Source organism: Gottfriedia acidiceleris (assembly GCF_023115465.1).
GTDB classification, from domain to species: Bacteria; Bacillota; Bacilli; order Bacillales; family Bacillaceae_G; genus Gottfriedia; species Gottfriedia acidiceleris_B.
Genome location: NZ_CP096034.1, coordinates 4,429,968 through 4,453,447, shown reverse-complemented (window position 1 = coordinate 4,453,447; position 23,480 = coordinate 4,429,968). Strand labels below are relative to the sequence as shown.

Annotated in this window: 23 protein-coding genes; 20 read left to right on the top strand and 3 right to left on the bottom strand. The window is 32.1% G+C overall.

Going from position 1 to position 23,480, the window contains the following annotated elements; genetic code table 11:
- Positions 1-257: 257 nt before the first annotated feature.
- Complete coding sequence (locus MY490_RS20985) at positions 258-743, bottom strand: CarD family transcriptional regulator (protein ID WP_248267386.1); 486 nt, start codon at positions 741-743, stop codon at positions 258-260.
- Between the two features lie 193 nt (positions 744-936).
- Here MY490_RS20985 and MY490_RS20980 point away from each other — a divergent pair, with 193 nt between their 5' ends.
- The gene (locus MY490_RS20980) at positions 937-1,857 is read left to right on the top strand and encodes a lipase family protein (RefSeq protein ID WP_248267385.1); all 921 of its coding nucleotides are present in this window, start codon (positions 937-939) and stop codon (positions 1,855-1,857) included.
- Positions 1,858-1,917: 60 nt separating this feature from the next.
- Here the strand turns inward: MY490_RS20980 and MY490_RS20975 are convergent, their stop codons facing one another.
- Together MY490_RS20975 and MY490_RS20970 are read right to left on the bottom strand one after the other, a co-directional pair.
- A complete protein-coding gene (locus MY490_RS20975) occupies positions 1,918-2,280 on the bottom strand; it encodes a group I truncated hemoglobin (RefSeq protein WP_248267384.1) in 363 nt (120 codons plus the stop codon).
- A gap of 382 nt (positions 2,281-2,662) precedes the next feature.
- Positions 2,663-5,278 (bottom strand): Ig-like domain-containing protein, encoded by a 2,616-nt coding sequence (locus MY490_RS20970; RefSeq protein WP_248267383.1) that lies wholly within the window; start codon positions 5,276-5,278, stop codon positions 2,663-2,665.
- Positions 5,279-5,793: 515 nt separating this feature from the next.
- Here MY490_RS20970 and MY490_RS20965 point away from each other — a divergent pair.
- The 19 genes from MY490_RS20965 (at position 5,794) to MY490_RS20875 (ending at position 23,462) form a co-directional block, all read left to right on the top strand.
- Complete coding sequence (locus MY490_RS20965) at positions 5,794-6,501, top strand: YveK family protein (protein ID WP_248267382.1); 708 nt, start codon at positions 5,794-5,796, stop codon at positions 6,499-6,501.
- Complete coding sequence (locus tag MY490_RS20960; RefSeq protein WP_248267381.1) at positions 6,488-7,150, top strand: CpsD/CapB family tyrosine-protein kinase; 663 nt, start codon at positions 6,488-6,490, stop codon at positions 7,148-7,150. The genes MY490_RS20965 and MY490_RS20960 overlap by 14 nt, the downstream gene beginning before the upstream one ends.
- A 250-nt stretch (positions 7,151-7,400) precedes the next feature.
- Entirely contained in the window at positions 7,401-7,574 is a 174-nt protein-coding gene (locus MY490_RS20955; protein ID WP_248267380.1) for a hypothetical protein, read from the top strand.
- Positions 7,571-9,409 carry a polysaccharide biosynthesis protein gene (locus MY490_RS20950; protein WP_248267379.1) on the top strand — a complete coding sequence of 613 codons (1,839 nt, stop codon included), beginning with the start codon at positions 7,571-7,573 and terminating at the stop codon, positions 9,407-9,409. Before MY490_RS20955 ends, MY490_RS20950 begins: the two co-directional genes overlap by 4 nt.
- Before the next feature lie 11 nt (positions 9,410-9,420).
- A complete protein-coding gene (galU, locus tag MY490_RS20945) occupies positions 9,421-10,311 on the top strand; it encodes a UTP--glucose-1-phosphate uridylyltransferase GalU (RefSeq protein WP_248267378.1) in 891 nt (296 codons plus the stop codon).
- A gap of 25 nt (positions 10,312-10,336) precedes the next feature.
- Positions 10,337-11,491 carry a glycosyltransferase family 4 protein gene (locus tag MY490_RS20940; RefSeq protein ID WP_248267377.1) on the top strand — a complete coding sequence of 385 codons (1,155 nt, stop codon included), beginning with the start codon at positions 10,337-10,339 and terminating at the stop codon, positions 11,489-11,491.
- Positions 11,476-12,585, top strand: a complete 1,110-nt coding sequence (locus MY490_RS20935; protein ID WP_248267376.1) for a glycosyltransferase family 1 protein — start codon at positions 11,476-11,478, stop codon at positions 12,583-12,585. The genes MY490_RS20940 and MY490_RS20935 overlap by 16 nt, the downstream gene beginning before the upstream one ends.
- A gap of 3 nt (positions 12,586-12,588) precedes the next feature.
- Positions 12,589-13,473 (top strand): glycosyltransferase family 2 protein, encoded by an 885-nt coding sequence (locus MY490_RS20930; RefSeq protein ID WP_248267375.1) that lies wholly within the window; start codon positions 12,589-12,591, stop codon positions 13,471-13,473.
- Between the two features lie 32 nt (positions 13,474-13,505).
- Positions 13,506-14,594, top strand: coding sequence for an EpsG family protein (locus MY490_RS20925; protein WP_248267374.1), 1,089 nt, complete (start codon positions 13,506-13,508; stop codon positions 14,592-14,594).
- A 39-nt stretch (positions 14,595-14,633) separates the two neighbouring features.
- Positions 14,634-15,671, top strand: coding sequence for a UDP-glucose 4-epimerase GalE (gene galE / locus MY490_RS20920; protein ID WP_248267373.1), 1,038 nt, complete (start codon positions 14,634-14,636; stop codon positions 15,669-15,671).
- Positions 15,672-15,700: 29 nt separating this feature from the next.
- Entirely contained in the window at positions 15,701-15,862 is a 162-nt protein-coding gene (locus MY490_RS20915; RefSeq protein WP_248267372.1) for a YwzD family small protein, read from the top strand.
- Positions 15,863-15,886: 24 nt separating this feature from the next.
- A complete protein-coding gene (locus MY490_RS20910; protein WP_248267371.1) occupies positions 15,887-16,486 on the top strand; it encodes a sugar transferase in 600 nt (199 codons plus the stop codon).
- Positions 16,487-16,488: 2 nt separating this feature from the next.
- Entirely contained in the window at positions 16,489-17,118 is a 630-nt protein-coding gene (locus MY490_RS20905; RefSeq protein WP_248267370.1) for an acetyltransferase, read from the top strand.
- A gap of 66 nt (positions 17,119-17,184) precedes the next feature.
- Positions 17,185-18,318 carry a DegT/DnrJ/EryC1/StrS family aminotransferase gene (locus MY490_RS20900; RefSeq protein WP_248269448.1) on the top strand — a complete coding sequence of 378 codons (1,134 nt, stop codon included), beginning with the start codon at positions 17,185-17,187 and terminating at the stop codon, positions 18,316-18,318.
- A gap of 22 nt (positions 18,319-18,340) precedes the next feature.
- Positions 18,341-18,673, top strand: coding sequence for a helix-turn-helix domain-containing protein (locus MY490_RS20895; protein ID WP_248267369.1), 333 nt, complete (start codon positions 18,341-18,343; stop codon positions 18,671-18,673).
- Between the two features lie 25 nt (positions 18,674-18,698).
- Positions 18,699-19,856 carry a glycosyltransferase family 1 protein gene (locus MY490_RS20890; protein ID WP_248267368.1) on the top strand — a complete coding sequence of 386 codons (1,158 nt, stop codon included), beginning with the start codon at positions 18,699-18,701 and terminating at the stop codon, positions 19,854-19,856.
- Positions 19,825-21,006, top strand: a complete 1,182-nt coding sequence (locus tag MY490_RS20885; protein ID WP_248267367.1) for a glycosyltransferase — start codon at positions 19,825-19,827, stop codon at positions 21,004-21,006. The genes MY490_RS20890 and MY490_RS20885 overlap by 32 nt, the downstream gene beginning before the upstream one ends.
- 51 nt (positions 21,007-21,057) lie before the next feature.
- A complete protein-coding gene (locus MY490_RS20880) occupies positions 21,058-22,248 on the top strand; it encodes a glycosyltransferase (RefSeq protein WP_248267366.1) in 1,191 nt (396 codons plus the stop codon).
- A 23-nt stretch (positions 22,249-22,271) separates the two neighbouring features.
- Positions 22,272-23,462 (top strand): glycosyltransferase, encoded by a 1,191-nt coding sequence (locus tag MY490_RS20875; protein WP_248267365.1) that lies wholly within the window; start codon positions 22,272-22,274, stop codon positions 23,460-23,462.
- The last annotated feature ends 18 nt before the right edge of the window (positions 23,463-23,480 follow it).

Genomic DNA, 23,480 nt, shown 5'->3' with positions numbered 1-23,480 from the left:
AGCCTAAAAAAATTACTAAAACTGCAAACACCTGCCAGTTTTTCTATTATAATTTTATTAAATCAACTAAAAATGGTGGTTTAAAAACGGAGTAAATACAATAATAAGTTTTACCAAACAAAACAAAAGGTGAGTGTATCTTTTATTCATACCTTATTTTAATCAATTGGTCCACCTAGGTATTCATGAAAGTAACTAATAAGTTCAAAATCAACAAAAAAAAGAGCTTAAGTAAGCTCCTTTTCTTAAACAAATCTTTATTTTAATGCAGAATCAATTAATTCGGTTGCTTCAAGCTGCGATATGCCTTTAATTAAGCTAAGTTCACCAACAAACATGCGTTTTGCCATGTCTAGCATTTCTCTTTCACTAGGATTTAAAGGTTTCTCCCTACTTTGAAGTGTTAGATCACGTACAACTTGAGCACCAGCGAGTAATTCGCCAGACTTTAATTTTTTCATGTTTAAATCATACTTTTGTTTCCAAGATAAGGAATCGTCAGGAAGACCATTTGAAAAGTCATCTAATACATTACTTAAATGTTCATTGTCTTCGACTAAACGAATTTTCGTGTTTGACACATTCCCTTGAGGGACCATCAATTTTAAATTGCTGGATGGTATGTTGATAATGTAATACTGTTGTGTTACACCTTGTATAACTTTCTCTTCGATGGAATCAATTACTGCAGCTCCCTGCATTGGGTAAATAATTTGATCGCCAATTTTGAACAATGTACCCACCTCCGAAAATTCTTATAACTTAAGTATAACATTAATAAATGAAATAACAAAATTTATATGATAACATTTGTAAAATAAAATTGTCAATAATTTTATGTATATTTTTTTACTTTTTTGGGGAAAAGATGAACATGTCATATGGTCGTGGACATAATATGAAGAAAGAGACTGTCGAAAGGAGGTTAGGTTACTAATGAATTTTCGTGTAGTTATTTTTATCGTTACAGTACTTACTTTTTTTACAACGACCACCGGATGTAGCCAACAAGAGCAAAGAGAGCTAGAGAAGCTTCCCGTTGGCGTATTATTAGCAGCATCTGAGCTTTCTTATGAAGCTTTTCTAAGTAAAGAAATAGGCAAAAGCTTAAGAGAACATAAAGGAATTGCTAATCCATTACTTACTCAAGTTCATAAGAATCTTAGTGATTATAGGCTTGTTTCCATTACATCTGGTAATATTGGATTTTCTGCAATAGCATTAAAAAACAATAAAAATAATAGTTTACTATTTGCTTTCAGTGGATTAAAAAAAATAAATTTGCAAGATATTTATCAAAGATTAGTTGAATTTGAAACTCCTGAGAATGGTTCACCAGTTGTCGTAGATCAACAAGCTCAGCAAGCATATGACTGGGTTACTTCAATATTAAATAAAAAAGAGAACAAGCATTCAAGTGTATATGTTACTGGTCATTCCTTTGGGGGTTATTTGGCTCAATTTGTAGGTTATCAGCTTAAAAATGATAAAAAATTGAAAAATCATCTATTTGTACAGGGCGTTACATTTAACTCATTAGGTGTACTATTAGATGATGGTTCGAAAAAACTTCATGCAAAGTCACAAAAAGTCCAAACAACTTTTAAACCGCTATTCACAAATTATATTGTAAATGGTGATCCATTAGACTATGCTAATAAAACCTTCTTTAAACAAATAACTGGGTACTCACTCAAGCATCTCGGTAATGTAAAATATATTACAGTTGATGAGAATTATAAAACGTCTTTAACTGCTTTAGAAAAAACAACAGATTTATGGACAAAAGCAAGATTATTGAAACCTTTGTACCCATATCACGATTTGGTTGAGTTTGAGGGTGCTTTTTGGAAATAATATAGAGAAAATTTTAAAAAGCTACTACCCTTATTATTGGTAATAGCTTTTTAAATTTATTTATTTATATTGTATGTCATCTCTTAGTGATTCTACCTTCGTTAAGGCTTGATCAATGTCTGACTCGCTAACCCCAAAGTGAGCTAATGCATCATGGAGATGGGTAGCAATTGCATTAAAATGTTCAGGTTGAAGATTCATTCCTTCATGAGCTTTTGACATGGATTTACCAGTATACTGGTTAGGTCCACCTAAAGCGAAACTAATAAATTTTGTTTGATGACGGCGTTGCTTGTCCATATCCGTTTTTTCAAAGAAATGATTAACTGTTTCATCTTTTAGTACTAATTTATCGTAAAAATAATCAACTACTTTTCCAACTGTTTCTTCTCCACCATATTTTTCATAAAGAGTTTGTTCCATTTAGTAGCTTCCTTTCAAAATAAGATATAAGTAGAATCCCCTAAAGTACTAGGAATTATAACAGTTTATAACAGACTATTTAACGATTAGGTCATGAAATGCAAATACATTTGTTAAATAATTATGTTTCTAATAATAGATTTTATATGTAGCCTAATCAATCCGTATAAACAAATTGATTAGACCATTATAGATTCAACAACCTATGCATAACTGGAACTTACTTATAAGAAGTTTTAAAATGTGTACGAAGTAATATGTGTAATCGATAGAATGAATATTTTTGTATATTTATATAACTTAAATGAATGGTAGTTGGATTTTACTAAATTATTAACGAACTTATTGCGTGGCTTAGCTCGTACTCTTTCAACTGTTTCTTTTAAGTGACTGTATTGTTTTTATTAATATCTTTAGATGTTAATGCAAGTGTATTATTAATTAATGTGTTGTCTTCAATATCATAAGTAGGCGCACCGATGCCACCGTTAGTTGTGTCAATTCCAACCCTTTTTATTTTGGATGTTATTTTGTTTCCTTTAATTACTGCTCCTTTAACTTGAGTAGGAGAATCTTTCCATGCATCACGGCCGATCTGAATTATTGGATGATCCGCAGAAGTTGTAATACTATCATTTATTGTATTGTTAAGAAAAGCAAAACTTGTTGCATTATTTACTAAAATAATGTTACCAGATACGGATTTATCAAAGTTGAATGTTGAACTTGATATAGTAACATTTGGATATCCATTGTCGTTATCAAGGATAACAGTACTATTTTTAAACTGCCCCTGGTTAATAGTTACTTTTCCAGGATAGAAATTTATCTTTCCATTTGTAACAATTAGATTGGTATAGTTTCCAGAAGCTAATCGAGATTCAGTAGTATTATTAAATGTAACATTCGAGTATACATTTGAAGCGAGTCCATTTCCACTTAGACCATTGTTTCCTTCTAGATAAATAGTATTCAACGTTATTGGCTTGTCTCCCCATATTGCAAAACCATGCAATTCTGAATCCTGTCCAGAGGATGTAAGAGAAATATTGGATGCGTTTATGCCGTTTTCAACAGTCTGAGTAAAGCTGATATCTGAATCTACACCAACAAGACCATCTACAATTATATTTTCTCCACCGTCAAAAACTGCTCCACTTTTTGTTAGTTTGTTATTTGTAAAAGTAATATTAGAAGAACCGTCAGAACTTACAAATGAAGAATTGTCAAAGGTATTATTAGAAGCAGAAACGCCACCCCAGCTAGTTGAAGCAAAAGCAGCATCAGGACCAAAGTAGTTATTATTTGCTATTGCATGCCCCCCATAAGAGAGTACCATATGAATTTTATTATTTAAAAATTCATTTCCACTTATCTCAGTATTTATACCCGGGTAAAATCCAGGCTCTAAATCAACTCCACTTCCAGGAGCGACTCCACCTATATCGTGAATTTTATTATTTAATATTTTGACGCCATCTGTGCCTACTAAACTGATGCCTTGTCTACGGTTATAGCCTATATTGCAATTTTGTATCAGTAAGTTTTCCGTAACTGCAACAGACATCATTTGAACACCAACATTCGCTGTACTAGTAGCATTAAAAACAGCACGCCATTTAACTGCGTCATCTGGAATCTTAGAATATCCAAAAGATGAATTGAAATCTTGATCTTTATCAGTTTTAACTAAACTTCCATCTGAGCGGTAATAATATAAATCGTATTTTCCGGTTACTCCATCAGGATTCCACATCATAATATTTCTAAAATGAGGATTTTGATACGATGGATCACTTAGGGTATAAGGTTTAGTGCGAATTTTACCTGATTGACTAATAGGATTTCCATTTGCATCTAATCCACCTAATTCTAGGTTAGCTGAATCAATCCACTCGCCTGTGACTGTTGTACCACCAGCTTGAACACCATCACCGGTAAAATCTGTAAAATTAACACCATCAATAGTGACATTACTTGCCCCCTCTGTTATGATTCCAAATCCCCACTCATGTGTACCTGAAGTATATGGACCAACATAAGTGTAATCGTGAGTATATCGGTCACCCTTCAAGGTACCACCTTTTATAGTCACATTCACAATGTCTTTACTGAGCGAAATAATAGCGTATTGTTCCCATTTATTTGTTTCCTTTTGAAGTACTGTATCGTTATCCATTAAAAATGTCATATTACTTACCATATTAATTTGAGCATTTTTATCTCTATCTTCTACGCCCTTAGCTATTAAGTACGTTCCACCTAATACATGAAAGGTAGTGTACCCGTTGCTAGTTGCCCACTGTAGTGCCTGGTTAAACCCATTCGTTGTTTCAATAGGATGAGAATTATCATTATAAATACCCCATTTAGTTCTTTCTTGGGAAGTAAGTTCATATACTCCTCCCGGAGGAGAAATAACCGTAGTATCTTTTGTGACAACTGAGGAACTTGTAGATTGATTGCCATATTGGTCATTCGAGACAGCTGTGATTGTAATACTTCCATTATTCAAAGAACTCATATTAAATATCACTGAAAAATTGCCAATTGTATCAGATGTAGTTACTATAGATAGTGGACTATGAATACCATCACTAACAGTTACTGTTACTTTTTGGTTTGCTTCCACTTTTCCAGCTACTGGGTACGCACTTTGATTTTGTAATGTAACATTCGAGACACTTAAAAGAATCGTTGGTCCAATGGTGTCTTTTAAAACAGTCTTATTAACCTTTCCACTTGTATTACCTTTTGTGTCCTTTTGGTAAGCTTCCAAGTTTAACTGGCCATCTTTTAGAGTTGTGAGATTTAATTTTGTAGAAAAGGTACCGCTTAAATTTGCTTTGACGGAAGTAGAAATCGTATTTTTATTCGGATCTTTAAACGTTAAATAAATAGTAGCATTTGCAATCCCGCTACCACTTACGGTATAGGAGTTTGCATTTATACTTGTTACAACAGGTAAACTATTAATCTTTGGACTACTAATTGCCAAATAACATGACACTCCTTCTAAATTAGTATATTTATAGGAGTAGTATATTTATTTCAGTCCAAATTGCTTGTACTAATTAAGATAAAGTATAAAAGATGGTGAAACTATCTAGTAAGTAAAGAAAGATTATTTAAAAAATTTTTCCTAGTAATTAAGTATTGAAATCGTTCGTTTAAAAGAACAGCTTAGTTCTTATGTTTAGTACAGAATATACTTTATTAACAATAAATTTACTAGGAGTTTATAATTAATTTACTAGAATCTACTATCATTATAGTATAGTAAAATAGGTATAAATTGGAGCGAAAATATTATTGACTAGTTCATTATAAAGAATTAAAATTAAGTTCATAATTACCCTAATTTTCAGACTTTATTTAATCATAACAGTACTTATTATGCATAATTATATGTGTACATAATATTTTGATAATTTATTAAAATGTTGTTCGTTATATAGAATGTTTAGTCATGTTTTATATCAGTAAAAAATACTAAAAAATGAAGGTGAATGGATGAATAGTGTAAGGCCTAAGGAAATTGATATAAAAGAATATTTTGATGTAATTAAAAGCAGATTTTGGATTATTATTGTTTTTACTATTTTAACTACATCAGCAGGTTACCTATATCAGAAATTTTATAACAATTATGTTCCTATGTATGAGTCATCTACGAGAATAATGCTTAATACAAAGGATGACTTAAGTACGTTAGCGGTTATGATTAATGATCCAACTGTTTTGAAAAAAGTAATTAATAATTTACAACTTAATATTTCTAAAGATACTTTAGCAAAAAAATTAAATGTGGCAAGAATAGGCGATTCAACTATTTTTAGTATTACAGTGCAAGATACCGATCCAACTATTGCTACAAATATTGCGAATGAAACTGCGAAGTCATTTAAAGATGAAGTTAGTAATCTATTAAATTTTAAAAATGTACAATTATTAACTCCAGCAGAGGTAGCTTCAATGCCAATTAATCAACAGAGTAATAAGGTTATTATTTTGGCATTTGTGATGGGAATTGTAATTAGTATCGCATTAATATTTTTACTAGACTCATTAGATCAAACAATTAAAAGACGAAGCGAAGTGGAAGAAATCTTAGGGGTACCTGTAATTGGCATTGTTCCAAATATGAATAAGAAAAAGTTACTAAGTGAGAAAAAGAAATATAAATTATTAAAAAATGAAGGTGAGAATGTTGATATTTAATAAAAGAACACAAAACACAGCCTTTAAAAATAGAAATCTAGTGACGTTTACAAATCCAAATTCAATTATATCTGACCAATTTCGAACAATACGTACAAATTTACATTTTTTAACTGAGGAAACAAAGAATAAGATCCTCTTAATTACTTCAACTGGTAAAGGTGAAGGAAATTCAACAATTAGCGCTAATTTAGCTGTATCGATGGCTCAGCAGAAAGAAAAAATCTTATTGATAGATGCTAATTTAAGGGAAGCTTCAATCCATAAAATTTTTAAACTACAAAACAATGTTGGATTAACAGATTTGTTAACAAACCGTTTGGAGCTTAAAGATGTAGTAACAAGCACTGACTTTGAAAATTTGGATGTATTGACTAGTGGCACAATTAATTTTAATCCTGTAGAACTTTTGGCGAATTCAGCAGTTAAAGAGTTATTTAAAAAATTGATTACCTCTTATGATATTGTACTAATTGATTCGCCATCAATATTAGATTATACAGAGACAAGGGTGCTTGCAAATCAATGTGATGGTGTAGTTCTAGTGCTTAACCGTGGAAAAACTGAAATAGAGAAAACGAGTGAGGCTAGTAGAGTAATTGAGCTATCACATGGAAGATTAATTGGAGCAATTTTAAATGAAAAGTAAGTAAAATTTTACTATTTGGTTCTTAATTAAGAACAATAGGTAATAGAATAGTTTAGGTGATGTCTACTTTCCTTTATCAATGTAGGCACTCGATCATGCTGTGGGTTGAAATATACCTTAGACGCAAGTCGTCAAGAGTGTGATGTGAGGGTGGGTTGAATGCCCTTTTTTTATATAAAGTGTTTATTTATGTGCTTTTTATATAGAGTGCAAAAATAAGCACTTTATTACTACAGATGGAGATGTGAATATGAAAAATAAGGATAGGCCACCTAAAACACTAAAGAATAAAATTAGATTCATTCAACAATTTGAACGGCTAAGTGAAGCTAATTGGTTACCAAATAATAAAATAAAAGACGATGGAAGAAAAAGGCTTGAATTATATAACGTAAGATGGTTTATGAGAGGAGCATTCAAGTGACTTTTAGGCAAAGATTATCTCTATTTATAATTATTGATTCATGTATTGTACTCACATCCATTTTTATTAGTCAATTTTTGGTAAACGCAACAATTGATATATTTATTAAACCCGTTTTTATAAGTTCACTTTTTCTTTTATTAAGCCATCATATTTTTTCATTCATTTTTAAACTTTATAAAAAGGCATGGGAATATGCAAGTATAGGTGAAATCATTATTATCTTTAATATTGTAACGTCTTCAATACTCACATCATTAATTATTCAGCAAATGATTATGCAAAAAACGTATTTCAGATTATTTGCGGTCGCTTGGTTACTTCATATGTTATTAATAGGTGGTTCAAGGTTTACTTGGAGGTTATATCGAGATTCATTTGTTAGAAGAAATATTATTAAGAAGAGAACTTTAATTATTGGTGCTGGCGCAGCTGGCACTATGGTTGCGAGACAACTTTTAAAGAGTAACGACAATAATAGTCATCTCCATCCTGTTGCTTTTATAGATGATAATGTAAAAAAACATCATTTAGATATATTGGGTATTCCCGTCTTAGGAGGGGTTGAAAAAATTGAAAGTGTTGTAAATAAGTATTCAATTGAAAATATTATTATTGCAATTCCTTCTTTACGTAAAAAGGAGTTAAATATTATTTTTCAAGAATGCTCTAAAACAAATGCTAGTACTAAAATACTACCTATGTTAGAAGATTTAATTACTGGTAAAGTTTCAGTCAATCAATTCCGTGATGTTCAAGTAGAGGACTTATTAGGAAGGGATCCTGTTGTAATGGATATGGGCAGTATTTCTGAATCGATTACAAATAATGTTGTATTAGTTACAGGGGCGGGAGGATCAATCGGTTCGGAAATATCGCGACAAATTTCTAACTTTAATCCGAAACAATTAATTTTACTTGGTCATGGTGAAAATAGTATTTATTCAATTGAAATGGAATTAAAGAATAGTTTTAAGGATTCTAGTATTGAATTTATTACAGAGATTGCAGATTTACAAGACGAAAAGAAAATGATGTTAATTATGGAACAATATAGTCCGGATGTTGTCTACCATGCAGCAGCACACAAGCACGTACCTTTAATGGAGCGAAATCCGGAGGCAGCAATTAAAAATAATATAATTGGTACTATGAATGTCGCAAAAGCAGCTAGCTGGCATTGTGTAAAAACATTTGTCATGATTTCAACTGATAAAGCTGTCAATCCAACAAGTGTAATGGGTTCAACAAAAAAACTTGCAGAGATGATTATTCAAGATTTGGATAAAAATAGTGATACAAAATTTGTAGCAGTTCGATTTGGAAATGTGCTAGGTAGTAGAGGGAGTGTTATCCCACTATTTAAAAAGCAAATAGAAAATGGAGGACCTGTCACTGTTACTCACCCAGATATGGTTCGTTATTTTATGACAATTCCTGAAGCATCTAGGCTAGTAATACAAGCAGGGGCATTAGCAAAAGGTGGCGAAATCTTCGTATTAGACATGGGTGAGCCGGTAAAAATAGTAGATCTTGCTAGAAATTTAATTTTATTATCAGGTAATTCACTTGATGATATAGAGATTGAATTCTCAGGAATGAGACCGGGAGAGAAGCTATTTGAGGAATTGTTAAAAGAAGAAGAAATTCATGAAGAACAAATTTATCCGAAAATTTATATTGGAAAAACGACAGATCTGTGCATAAGTGAAATACATGAAATAATTGATAACTTTTCAGACTTAGAGAAGGATGAGCTTAGAGAAAGATTATTGAATTTGGCTAATAATAGGGTTAATTCTCAAACGAATGCTACAATGCCAATTTTAAATTAAGGGAGAAAAAAATGAAAATAAAAAAAGCTATAATACCTGCTGCTGGATTGGGAACTAGATTTCTTCCAGCAACAAAAGCAATGCCAAAAGAGATGTTGCCAATTGTAGATAAACCTACTATTCAGTATATAGTTGAAGAGGCTATTGAATCAGGAATAGAGGATATTATTATTGTAACCGGAAAAGGAAAAAGAGCGATTGAAGATCATTTTGATAATTCATTTGAATTAGAACAAAACCTATTAGAAAAAGGTAAATTTGATTTATTATCAGAAGTTCAGAAATCATCAAAGATGGTAGATATTCATTATATACGTCAAAAGGAACCAAGGGGCCTAGGTCATGCAATTTGGTGTGCACGCAAATTTATAGGTGATGAGCCATTTGCAGTGTTATTGGGTGACGATATTGTTCAAGCTGATACACCATGTTTAAAGCAGATGATTGGGCAATTTAATCGATATAATGCTTCTATATTAGGTGTACAAACTGTGAATGAAGCCGATGTTTCTAGATACGGAATTGTTGACGGGAGTTTAATAGATAACCATTTTTATAATGTTCAAAGTTTGGTAGAAAAACCAAAGCAAGAGGAAGCTCCTTCAAATTTAGCGATTTTAGGCCGTTATATACTAACGCCGAGAATATTTGATATTTTAAGTAATCAGAAGCCAGGGGCTGGAAATGAAATTCAACTGACTGATGCAATTGCTGAACTTAACAAACAAGAAGCAGTCTATGCTTATGATTTTGAAGGAACACGATACGATGTAGGCGAAAAATTAGGTTTTATTAAAACTACTCTTGAGTTTGCTCTTAAAAGAGAGGACCTGAGAAATAATATTCTAGATTATTTAACGGAACTAATGAAAAAAGAATTAATTAGCGGATCGAATGATTAGAAAATAATGTTGATAGGTGAAAAAAATGAAAAAAAAGGTGCTCTTTTGTGCAACTGTGGATTATCATTTTACGGCATTTCATATGCCATATATAAAGTGGTTCAAGGATAATGGCTGGGAAGTACATATAGCTGCTCATGGCGAAAACAATATTTATTATGTGGACAAAAAGTTTAATTTACCTATCCAAAGATCGCCTTTTAATTTTAAAAATGTAAGGGCACTAAAAGACCTTAAAAATATAATAAATGAAAATAATTATGAGATCATACATTGTCATACACCTATGGGGGGAATACTTACTCGCCTTGCGGCTCGTAAGTCCAGGGTTAGAGGCACAACAAAATTAATCTATACTGCGCACGGGTTTCATTTTTGTAAGGGTGCCCCTATATTAAACTGGCTATTATATTATCCAATTGAAAAATTCATGGCTCCCCTATCAGATTGTTTAATTACAATTAATAAGGAAGATTATGAGCTATCAAATAGAAGTTTTAATGTTAAAAAAATCGTACATATTCATGGAGTTGGAATAGATACAGAGGATTTTAAGCCAATTGATGAATTAAACAAAAAAGTAGCAAGAGAGTCATTTGGATATCAACCAGATGACTTTTTACTTTTTTATGCAGCAGAATTTAATAAAAATAAAAATCAACAATTTCTACTAAATTCATTGGCCTTAATAAAAGATGAATTGTCGAATGTAAAACTTCTACTTGCTGGTGATGGTGCATTACTTAATGAATGTAAACAGTTAGCAAATCAACTCGGAATTTCCCATATGGTATACTTTTTAGGTTTTAGAAAAGATATTAAAGACATTCTACCTATATGTGACGTTGCAGTTGGATCTAGTCTACGTGAAGGTTTGCCGGTCAATATAATGGAGGCAATGTCTTGTGGCTTACCAATAATAGCGGTAGATAACCGGGGGCATAGAGAGCTTGTAACTAATAACAAAAACGGATGGCTTGTTAAGAGTAATGACTTCACTGGTTTCTCAAGTGCTATAAAAGATCTTGCCGAAAGAAAGGGTCTCAAAGAGAGGCTGGGGTCTAATAGTAGAAAGATCATTATGAGAAAATATAGCATTGATAAAGTAATATTGGAAAAAAGTGAGGTATATAAGAGCTATATGAACGAAACGGAGGATACAATGTGGGCGACCCTTTAAGAATCTTACATACCGTTGTTAATATGAACAGAGGTGGCGCGGAAACATTCATAATGAATTTATATCGTAATGTTGATCGATCGAAAATACAGTTCGATTTTTTAACATGTAAAGAGGGAGCATATGACTCTGAAATAATTGCCATGGGTGGAAAGATTCATAGAATTCCATATGTAACGGACGTTGGTCATTTAGGTTATATAAGAAAACTAGATAAGTTTTTTAGACTAAATCCTACTTATAAAATCGTCCATTCTCATATGGATAAAATGAGTGGATTAGTTTTAAGAGCAGCAAAAAAAGCGAATGTACCAACGAGAATTGCCCACAGTCATAATACAAAAAGTGAAGGTGGATTGGCTTCCCAGGTTTATAAATGGTATGCAGGTAAATACATTGAGCCTAATGCTACCCATTTTTTTGCTTGTTCGGAATCAGCAAGTAGGTGGTTATTTACTAAACGTTCAAATGAATCACTAATCCTAAAAAATGGAATTGAAAGTGAGAGGTTTCAATTTTCATTAATTTTAAGAAAACAAATTAGGAATCAGTTAAATATCTCAGACAAAGCATTCGTACTTGGCCATGTTGGAAGATTTAATCAACAAAAAAATCATCTTTTTTTACTAGATATTTTTGCTTCACTATTAAAAAAATTGCCGAATGCAGTTCTAATCTTAGTTGGAGGAGGTTCACTTCAAGCAAAAATAGAATCGAAAATAAAAGAACTTCAAATAGAGAAAAATGTAAAGTTACTTGGTATTAGAGATGATATTCATAAACTTTTACAGGCAATGGATGTATTTGTTTTCCCATCTTTGCATGAAGGTTTACCTGTAACGTTAATAGAAGCACAAGGTGCAGGTTTACCTTGTATTATTTCAGATGCGATTACAACAGAAGTGGATATGGAGATGGGACTAATTAAATACTGTTCTTTAAATGACAGTGAAAAATGGGTTGAGAAAATCTTAAAAGAAGCAAAAAGAAACTTTAATAGAGGAAATGCAGAGAGTACATTGAGCCAAAATGGATATGATATTCGCAAAACAGCGGAGAATACCCAAAAGACATATATCTCGTTAGGGAGGTAGGATATGAAGAAGTTAACTGTATTTACTCCAACATTTAATCGAGCATACTGCCTTCACAAATGTTACGAGAGTTTAAAGAATCAAACATGTAAAGAATTTATCTGGTTAATTATTGACGATGGTTCAACTGACAATACTAAAGAATTAGTTGAAGGTTGGATCGAAGAAAACAAAATTGAAATTATGTATTATTGGCAGAAAAACCAAGGAATGCATGGTGCCCATAATACCGCTTACCAGAAAATTATCACAGAACTTAATGTCTGTATTGATTCAGATGATTATATGCCTTTAGAAGCGGTTGAAAAAATTATTGAGTACTGGAATCAATTTGGTAACGATAATGTGAGTGGAATTATTGGGCTAGATGCATATTCCGATGGAAAAATTATTGGTACAAAGTTGCCGGTTAATAGAAAACAGTCTAGATTATTTGATTTATATAATAAATTTGGCGTAACTGGTGATAAAAAGCTTGTCTATCGGACAGAGTTAACAAAAGAATTTCCATATCCACTATTTAATAATGAACGGTATGTTGGTCTAGCATACAAATATCATATGCTTGATAAACAATACGAAATGCTGTTAATGAATGAAATTTTATGCTATGTAGAGTACCTTGCAGATGGATCATCGTTAAATATGTTAAGTCAATATATTAAAAATCCGAATGGGTTTGCTTTCTATCGAAAAGAAATGATGAAATTGCCCTTTGCAAGTCAATTGTTTAAATTCAGACAAGCCATTCATTATGTTTCAAGTAGTATTATGAGTAGAAACTGGAGTTTTTTAGACGAGACGCCAAAAAAAGGTTTAACTATCTTAGCGATTCCATTTGGGATAACTTTATATATTTATATTACGACAAAAACAAAAGCTGCCTAAAATGAGGTTTTGTTTTTTGGAAGGATATTAGTATGACTATATTTTGGTTCAATTTAGCAATTGTATTTGTTTTTTCATTTATGGCGCGAGTAGCCTCAAGGGCCAGCATATCTAGCACCGCTACTTTATCATCAGTCTATATAAAACCGAATAAAACGTTGGCATTTGTTGTATTAGTAACTCTAGTTTGCGTATCGGGACTTAGATCTAATATCGGGGACACATATGCATATGTGGATATCTATAAAAGACATGACTTTACATGGAACTATATTTTTGATTCTAAGGATATTGGATTCGGCGTTCTGCAAATGATTTTAAAATATTTTTCTTCGAATCCTCAAATATTGTTAATTACAACAGCGATTATCACAAATGTATTGGTTATTTTTACATTGTATAATTACTCAAGAATTTTTGAATTGAGCGTTTATGTATATATCACTGGTGGTTTGTTTCTAGTCTCCATGAATGGAATCAGACAAGTACTTGCTGCATCCATTGCTTTTGCAGGCATACGACTTTTGCTAGAAGGTAGTTTTAAACGCTATCTACTCGTCATTTTATTTGCTTCATTATTCCATCAAACTGCAATTATTTTAATTCCAATTTATTTTCTTGTGCGCTTTAAAGCATGGTCAAAAGTAACAATCGCTCTATTATTATTTTCAATTGTATTCATAATTGGATTTAATCAACTTTCAACTTATTTGTTTAACGCCATTCAAGATACCCAGTATGCAGTCTATAAAAACTTTCAAGAAGGTGGAGCTAGCGTTATAAGAGTTGCAGTAACAGCAATTCCACTATTAATTGCTTTTATGGGAAGAGAGAAGTTAAGAGAAATGAATCCAAAGAGTGATATTGTGGTCAATATGGCTTTACTTGGATTCGTCTTTATGCTTATTTCAACACAAAATTGGATATTTGCCAGAATTTCAATTTATTTTAGTTTTTATCAGCTAATTTTAATTTCATGGGTTGTGAAATTATTTAGAGTAAGGGATCAAAAGTTAATCTATTATGGCATATTAGTTTGCTACTTTTTTTATTATTACTATGAAAATGTAATTAGTCTGCAAATACAATATTTCAGCGATTATATTAATTTAAACTGGTAAAAGTGATCGTTTTTTAGTCTTTTATAGGAGGATAAATAAATGGCAATTCTTGTAACTGGAGGAGCAGGATATATAGGGAGTCACACTTGCGTAGAGTTGTTACAAAATGGCAATGACATTATTGTTCTAGATAATTTTTCAAATAGTAAGCCAGAGGCATTAAAAAGAGTATCAGAGATAACGGGTAAGTCATTTAAAACATATAATATTGACCTATTAAATAGAGATGAGTTAGAAAATGTATTTTCTCAGAATAAAATATCGGCTGTCATTCATTTTGCCGGGTTTAAAGCTGTAGGTGAATCAGTCCAAAACCCTATTGAATACTACTATAACAATATTACAGGAACGATTAACCTCTGCGAAATGATGAGAAAATACGAAGTAAAAAAGCTTGTTTTTAGTTCTTCTGCCACAGTCTATGGTTCAGCAAATGAATCACCGATATCAGAAAGTAGTAAATTAGGTGCGTCTAATCCATACGGCCGAACTAAGCTTATGATTGAGGAATTCCTTAGGGACTTATATGAATCAGACCACACTTGGAGGATAGCATTATTGAGGTATTTTAATCCAATCGGTGCACATCATAGTGGTTTAATTGGTGAAGATCCAAATGGTATTCCGAATAACTTAATGCCCTTCATTTCACAAGTCGCTGTAGGGAAATTGGAGCAATTAAATATTTTTGGAAACGACTATCCAACAAAAGACGGCACCGGTGTGAGGGACTATATTCATGTGGTAGATTTAGCAATTGGTCATATTAAAGCACTTAAAAACTTAGAAAACAACACTGGAATTGAAGCATATAACATTGGTACAGGCACTGGCTATAGTGTACTAGAAATGATTGAAGCTTTTGAAATAGCATCTGGTAAAAAGATTCCCTTTAGAATTAAAGAAAGACGTCCTGGTGATGTGGCCGTTTGTTATGCAAATCCAACAAAGGCTATGCAAAAACTTGGCTTTACAGCTATTAAGGGAATCCATTTAATGTGTGAAGATACATGGAGATGGCAAAAAAATAATCCAAACGGATATACTGAAGAGATTGAACAAGTTACAGTGCAATAATGCAGTGTTTTTTTGTTTGGGAGGAAAAAATGGAATCAATAAATTTATCGCAACAACAATTAATAAATATTCTAAAACTCTTTTACTATAGAGGAAGCCATTCGAATGAATTAAATACGATTGATTTAATAAATGATATGAAAAAAACGATTTTAATGATTAGTACAAACAATTTAGTAGAAACGAAGTAATTAATTTTTAGGAGTAAACTAAAAATGAAGAGAGTAATAGATTTAATATGTTCAATCCTAATATTGCTGTTGTTATCGCTACCTCTAATGGTTGTAGCAATTTTTGTTAGATTAAAAATGGGGGCCCCTATATTATTTACTCAACAGCGCCCTGGTTTAAATGGCAAACCATTTTACTTGTATAAATTCCGGACAATGAGTGATTTGCATGATGCAGAGGGAAATCTTTTATCGGATGAATTACGTTTAACTGCCTTCGGGACGTTTTTAAGAAAGTATAGTATTGATGAGTTTCCACAATTAATAAACGTGGTTAAAGGGGAAATGAGTTTAGTTGGACCTAGACCATTTTTAATGGAATATCTATCTTTATATACAGAAGAACAGATGTTAAGACATAATGTAAAACCCGGAATTACAGGTTGGGCCCAAGTGAATGGACGCAATTCACTTACATGGGAGGAGAAATTTAAAATGGACATATGGTATGTAAAAAATAATAATCTCCTTTTAGATTTGAAAATCCTCATTAAAACAGCTAGTAAAGTTATAAAGAGAGAAGGAATTTCACAGGAGGGACAAGTGACAATGGAAAAATTCACTGGTTCTAATGAAGTGATGTAGGTATGAGGGTAATTATTTTAGGTAATGGAGGACATAGCAAAGTTATCCAAGATATTATTTACTCAATAAAGGGACTTGAGATTATTGCAATATTAGATGATAAATATAAGGTTGAAAAACGTGAGAATGAAATTATATATGCTCCATTTGGTTCTTTAAAAAAGTTTCTAGATCAAGAAGCTAAAGTAGTCATTGCAATAGGAGACAACAAGCTTAGAAAAAATATAGTTACTTCAATAGATATTAAAAAAGAACAGTACTTAACAGTTGTTCATCCTTCAGCGGTTGTTAGCACTTCAACTAGAATTGGATACGGAACAGTGGTCATGCCGAATGTAGTTATTAATGCACAAACGCAAATTGGGGACCAGTGTGTAATTAATACCGGAGCAATCATTGAACATGATAATCAAATCGGAGACTATACTCATGTCTCTCCGAATGCTACTTTAACAGGAAGTGTTTTAGTTGAAGAAGGTGCACATATCGGAGCATCAGCGACAATTATTCCTGGAATTAAAGTAGGCTGTTGGTCAATTGTAGGAGCGGGTTCAACGGTCATTCACAATGTTCCATCGCTTAGTACAGTAGTAGGCTGTCCAGCTAGAATTATTAAAAATTTAAATTTATAGATTAAATTTTTCGAAAAGGTGGTAGGTGAATTGGCCTTATCAAGAATTTATTTATCTCCCCCGCATATGAGCGGAGAGGAGATAAAATATATACAGGAAGCATTTAATACGAATTGGATTGCACCACTTGGACCCAATGTCGATGGATTTGAGAAAGATATTATTAATTATGTAGGAGCCAATGAAGCGTTAGTTGTTAGTTCAGGAACAGCTGCAATTCATTTGGCTCTTTCTTTATTAAATATTTCAAAAGGCGATCAGGTGTTTTGTTCCAGCCTTACCTTTGTAGCTAGTGCAAATCCAATAATTTATCAAGGAGCCGAACCAATATTTATAGACTCGGAGCCTGATACATGGAATATGTCACCAAAAGCACTTGAAAGAGCATTACATGACTCTTATTTAGAAGGAAATCTTCCTAAAGCTGTTATTGTTGTTAATCTATATGGACAAGTGGCAAAAATGGATGAAATTCATTCTTTATGCTCTCAATACAATATACCTATTATTGAGGATGCTGCTGAATCACTAGGTTCTACTTATAAAGGAAGAGTTAGTGGTACTTTTGGTCATTTTAGTATTTTTTCCTTTAATGGAAATAAAATTATCACGACATCTGGTGGCGGAGCACTTGTCTCAAATAATACTGAGTTAATACAAAGAGCAAGATTTTTAGCCACTCAATCTAGGGATGAAGCGCGACATTACCAACATAGTGTAGTTGGTTACAACTATAGGATGAGTAATATTCTGGCAGGGGTTGGCAGGGCTCAACTACAAGTATTAGAGGAGCGTATTGAAGCTAGAAGAAGGATATTTCATCGCTATTTTGAGGAGTTAAAGGATTTACCAGGTCTAACTTTTATGCCAGAGTTAGCAAATACACGTAGTAACCGATGGCTTTCAGCATTAACAATTAAAGAAGAGGAATCTAAGCTATCAGTAAATAATCTATTAGATGCATTAGAAGAGGAAAATATTGAAGCAAGACCAGTGTGGAAGCCATTACATATGCAACCTCTATTCAAAGGAGTTCGTTATTATCCTCATGAAGAAAATAACCATGTTGCGGAGAGGTTGTTCGAAACTGGAATTTGTTTACCATCAGGATCAAATCTATCGTTTGACGATCAAAGTAGAGTAATAAGCTGTATCAAAAAAGTATTTAATAAAGTAGCTTGTAGGGAGGGCATTCTATGACAGAACAGCTGAGGTGCCAAAAATGATAGGAAAAAATATTCAAGAAATTCGTATCAAAAAGGGACTTACTTTATCAGAACTTGCAGAAAAAGCTAATATTTCTAAGTCTTATTTAAGCAATATTGAACGTGAATTAAACGATAATCCGTCAATTCAAGTTGTAGAAAAGATTTCAAAAGTATTAGGAGTTGAGTTTAGAACATTACTAGGGACTAATACAGAAAATAATAAACTCGAAAATGACTATATTGATCTTATAAAGGAATTAGTTGAAATTGGCATTGGAAGAGAAGAATTAAGAGAATATAAAAAAGTATTTGAATTCGTAAAATGGAAGAATTCTAAAAACTATTGAAAAGAAATGCTAAAGGGAGTTATGTATGGATAAAACAAAGCCCTTAAAAGTCCTCCATGTTGTTGGTGCAATGAATAGAGCAGGGACCGAAACAATGCTAATGAATATATATCGAAATATCGATCGGAACAAAATTCAATTTGATTTTATTTCTTATAGTCAAAAAGAAGCACACTATGATCAAGAAATAGAAAGATTAGGCGGGCGTATTATAAGATTGGCTAAAACATACTCAGTAAAAGAAATCTATGCTGCGATTAAAAAGTATGGCCCGTATGATGTTGTTCACGCCCATACATTATTTAATTGTGGTATAGCCAATTTAGCGGCTCGATTAGCAGGTATAAAGATTAGAATATCACATGCACATACAACTTTAGATACTAATCAATCTTTAATTAGAACAATCTATAAAAGAATAATGCGAAAACTCATCAATATAACTTCAACAAAATTATTGGCATGTAGTAATGGCGCCGGACGATATTTATTTGGAGAGAAAGAATTAGGAAAAATAAGATATTCCTATTATCCAAATGTAATAGACTATACAAAATTTCTAGAACCGCCACTAAAAGAAGTGAAGAAATTCAAAGAGGAAGCAGATTTAGAAAATAGGTTTGTAATTGGACATATCGGTAGGTTTATGGATGCAAAAAATCATTTGTTCTTAATTGAGATAATGAAGAACATTTTAAAAAAGCAAAAAAACATTACCTTGTTATTAGTCGGAGATGGGGAACTAAGAGCAAGTATTGAAGAAGAAGTTAAAAAGTTTGGAATCGAAGAGAATATTAAATTTGTAGGTGTTAGGGAAGACATACCAACGCTATTACATAGTATGGATTTGTTTGTTTTTCCATCATTGTACGAGGGATTAGGACTAGTTCTTTTAGAAGCTCAAGCAAGTGGTATATCTTGTATTGTATCTGAAGCAATACAGCCTGAGGCAGACCTAAATATTAGTCTGGTAAAACAACTCTTGTTATGCGAAGGCCCAGAAACTTGGGCAAATACAATTTTAATGAATTCATGGAACAAAGAAGGAAATATTAACCGAATAATTAATGGATTCGAAACGGAAGGATATTCGGTTTCCAATGGAATATCAAATTTATTGGCTATTTACCAATATTCGACAGGTGAACTAAATGAAGAAAAATATATTAGTGGCATCCTTTGATCTAGAGATTGGAGGAGTTGAGAGAAGCTTAATCAGTATGTTAAATAACTTTGATTATAACAACTATGTAGTCGATTTAATGCTTTATAGTCACTCAGGTGAATTCATGAAGTTGTTGCCCAAAAAGGCAAATCTACTTGCAGAAAGTAAGGCATATAAGACATTTCGAATGCCAGTCTTAGATGTAGTAAAAAGTGGGCAAATAAGTCTTGCGCTTTCTAGAATGTTAGCAAAGTATTTGGCGAATAAAAATCACTCTTCCGAAAATGGATATAAACAAATGCAATATATGTGGAAGTATTCAGTCCCATTATTACCAAAGCAAAATAAGAAATATGATGTGGCAATTAGTTACTTGTGGCCACACTATTTTGTGGCGGAGAAAGTAGATGCTGAGATCAAAATTGCATGGGTTCATACAGATTTTTCCACAGTGGAAACAGACATTGCATTAGATGTGAAAATGTGGGGAAAGTTCAATTATATCGTAGCAGTCTCAGATGAATGCAAAAATGCATTCATAAGTAAATATCCAGTATTAGTGGACAGAGTCATCGTAATGGAAAACATTACAACTCCTGAATTGATTAACACATTAGCAAATGAAGAAGATGATAATCCAATGGTGGAGGATGCTAGGTTTAAAATTATAACGGTGGCAAGACTTTCATACGCAAAGGGGATTGATTCCGCGGTTAAAGCATTGAAAATGTTAAATGATCGAGGATACAAAAACATCTGTTGGTATGTAGTTGGATACGGGGGCGACGAACAACAAATTAAAGATTTAATAGGGGAGAATAAATTAACAGATCAGTTTATTCTTTTAGGGAAAAAAACAAATCCCTACCCATTTATAAAAGAAGCTGATTTATACGTACAACCATCTAGGTATGAGGGAAAAGCAGTTACAGTGGTCGAAGCGCAAGTTCTTTCAAAGCCAGTTCTAATAACAAATTATCCAACAGCAAAAAGCCAAGTAAATGATGGATTTGATGGTTCAATCTGTGATCTCTCAGTTAAAGGTATTGCAGATGGCATTGAAAAACTTTACTTAGATTCCCAATTAAGAGAGCATTTGGCAAACAATTGTAAAGGAACAGTTTTTAGTAATTTAAGTGAACTAAACAAACTTTATAGCTTAATATAATTCGCAACAGTTTTTGCTTAAATATAAACCAGTATAAGGGAGGTTTTTCTAGTGAAAAAAAATATACTCTTTGTAATTGATTCCTTACACATAGCAGGAGCAGAAAAAAGTTTAACAACACTATTGAATTTATTAAATCTAGAAGAATACTCCGTTGATCTAATGTTATTCGCACACGGTGGTGAATTCGAGAAGCTGGTTCCTAAGGATGTAAATATTTTACCCCCTCTTAAATACACCAAGTTTACTGAGCTAAGTATGACTGACTCAGTTATCTACTCATTTAAGAAATTTAAATTTGATATGCTATTTTCAAGGCTAAAGTATTCCTTTGAAATAAGGAGAAAAAATTATAGTATAGCGGAAGAAGCGAGAATATTTTGGGAAAGTGTTTCCAATGTGATCGAGAAAAATGAAAAAGTATATGATATTGCAATAAGCTATGCACAAGGTATTCCTACTTTTTATGTCGCTGATAAAGTTATAGCTAAGGAAAAATATGCATGGGTAAACGTAAGCTATCATTTAACTGATCATGAAAAGAATTTTCAAGAACCGTTTTATGATCAATATAAAAAAATTGTAGCTGTATCAAATTCTACTAGCGAAATCTTCTTAGAGACCTTTCCTAATTATTCCAGTAAAGTGGAGGTTATTTTTGATATAAATAATCCGGAATTTATTAACCAAATGGCATTAAGTGGAGATAGTTATCAAGATAATTTTAATGGCATTAAAATTTTAACGATTGGAAGGTTAGCCCACCAAAAAGGTTATGATCTTGCTTTAGAAGCATGCAAAAATCTGAAAGAACAGGGCATTGACTTTAGATGGTATGTATTAGGAATGGGCCCGTTACAACAAGAAATTGAAAAGTATATTGAGGATCATCAGTTACATACAAACTTTATCTTGTTAGGAGTAAAATCAAACCCTTATCCATACATAAAAGATGCAGATCTTTATGTTCAAACATCGAAGTTTGAAGGATTTGGTCTTGCAATTGCTGAAGCCCGTATGCTAAACATTCCTGTAGTTACTACAAGGTTTGACGCAGTTTATAGTCAAATGATTGATGGGAAAAATGGTTTAGTTGTAGATATGACTGCTGAAGGTGTAACAAACGGGATCTTGAAATTAATTACGGATAATGAACTAAAAGAGAATATAGTAAAATTCTTACAAGTTGAGAAAAAAGGCAATGTCGAAGAGTTAGCAAAATTTTATGAGTTAATAGGTTAATGTAAGAAGAGAGAGTGAAACCTATGAAAATAAAGATATTATTTATGATAATTAATATGAATATTGGTGGAACTGAAAAAGCATTACTAAATATGTTATCTGAAATGAACGAATATGAATACGAAATTACTGTACTTATGTTAGAAGAGTTTGGTGGTTTTTTAAATGAATTACCAAGTAATATACGCATTGAATATGTAAGAGATTACGACAAAATAAAAGCTTTATTAAATAATCCACCCTTAATCGAAGCAATGGAAATATTAAAAGAGGGTAAACCGGTTCGCGCTATTAATTTAATCCTTCATCACTTGATTTCAAGGATTATGAAAGATCGAAGTTCATACTTTAAATATGTATTAAAAGATTATCGCAAATTAGAAGAAGAATATGATATAGCGGTAGCTTATGCAGGTCCAATGGATTTAATAAGCTATTTTGTTATGCACAAAATAAACGCCAAAAAGAAAGTTCAGTGGATTCATTTTGATGTAACTAAAATTTCCTTTAATAATAAGTTTGCTATTAATCTGTATAAGAAGTTTGATCAAATTTTCGTTGTATCAAATGAAGGAAAAGAAAAACTTATAGAGAAGTTATCTGGAATAAAACACAAAATAAATACATTCTCAAATATTATTTCTTCAAGCTTAATCGAAAAGATGGCGGAAAGAGAATCAGGATTTGACGAAGATTTTAAAGGAATAAAAATTTTAACGGTTGGAAGACTTTCAATTGAAAAAGGTCAAGATTTAGCAATCAAAGTATTATCGAAATTAAAGAAAGCTGGATACGATATTAAATGGTTTTGCATTGGTGATGGAGAAGGTAAAGCAGAGTATCTCAAATTAATAGAGGAGTATAATGTTTCGGAAGACTTTATTTTATTAGGTGCAAAAACAAATCCATATCCTTATATGAAGCAGTGCGATCTATATGTTCAGCCATCGCGACACGAAGGATATTGCATTACTCTTTCTGAGGCAAGATGCTTTAATAATCCAATTGTTACAACTAATTTTACTGGTGCAAACGAACAGCTTATAAATCGGGAAACAGGCTTAATTGTTAATTTTGATGAAGAGGAAATGTATAAGGCAGTAAAAGAATTACTAGATAATGAGATTTTAAGAAATAAAATAATAATAAATTTACAAAAAGAATCTGTAGATACTACAAAGGAAATAGAGAAATTGAATTTACTCAATGTATAAAAAATTTACCTCATTAGT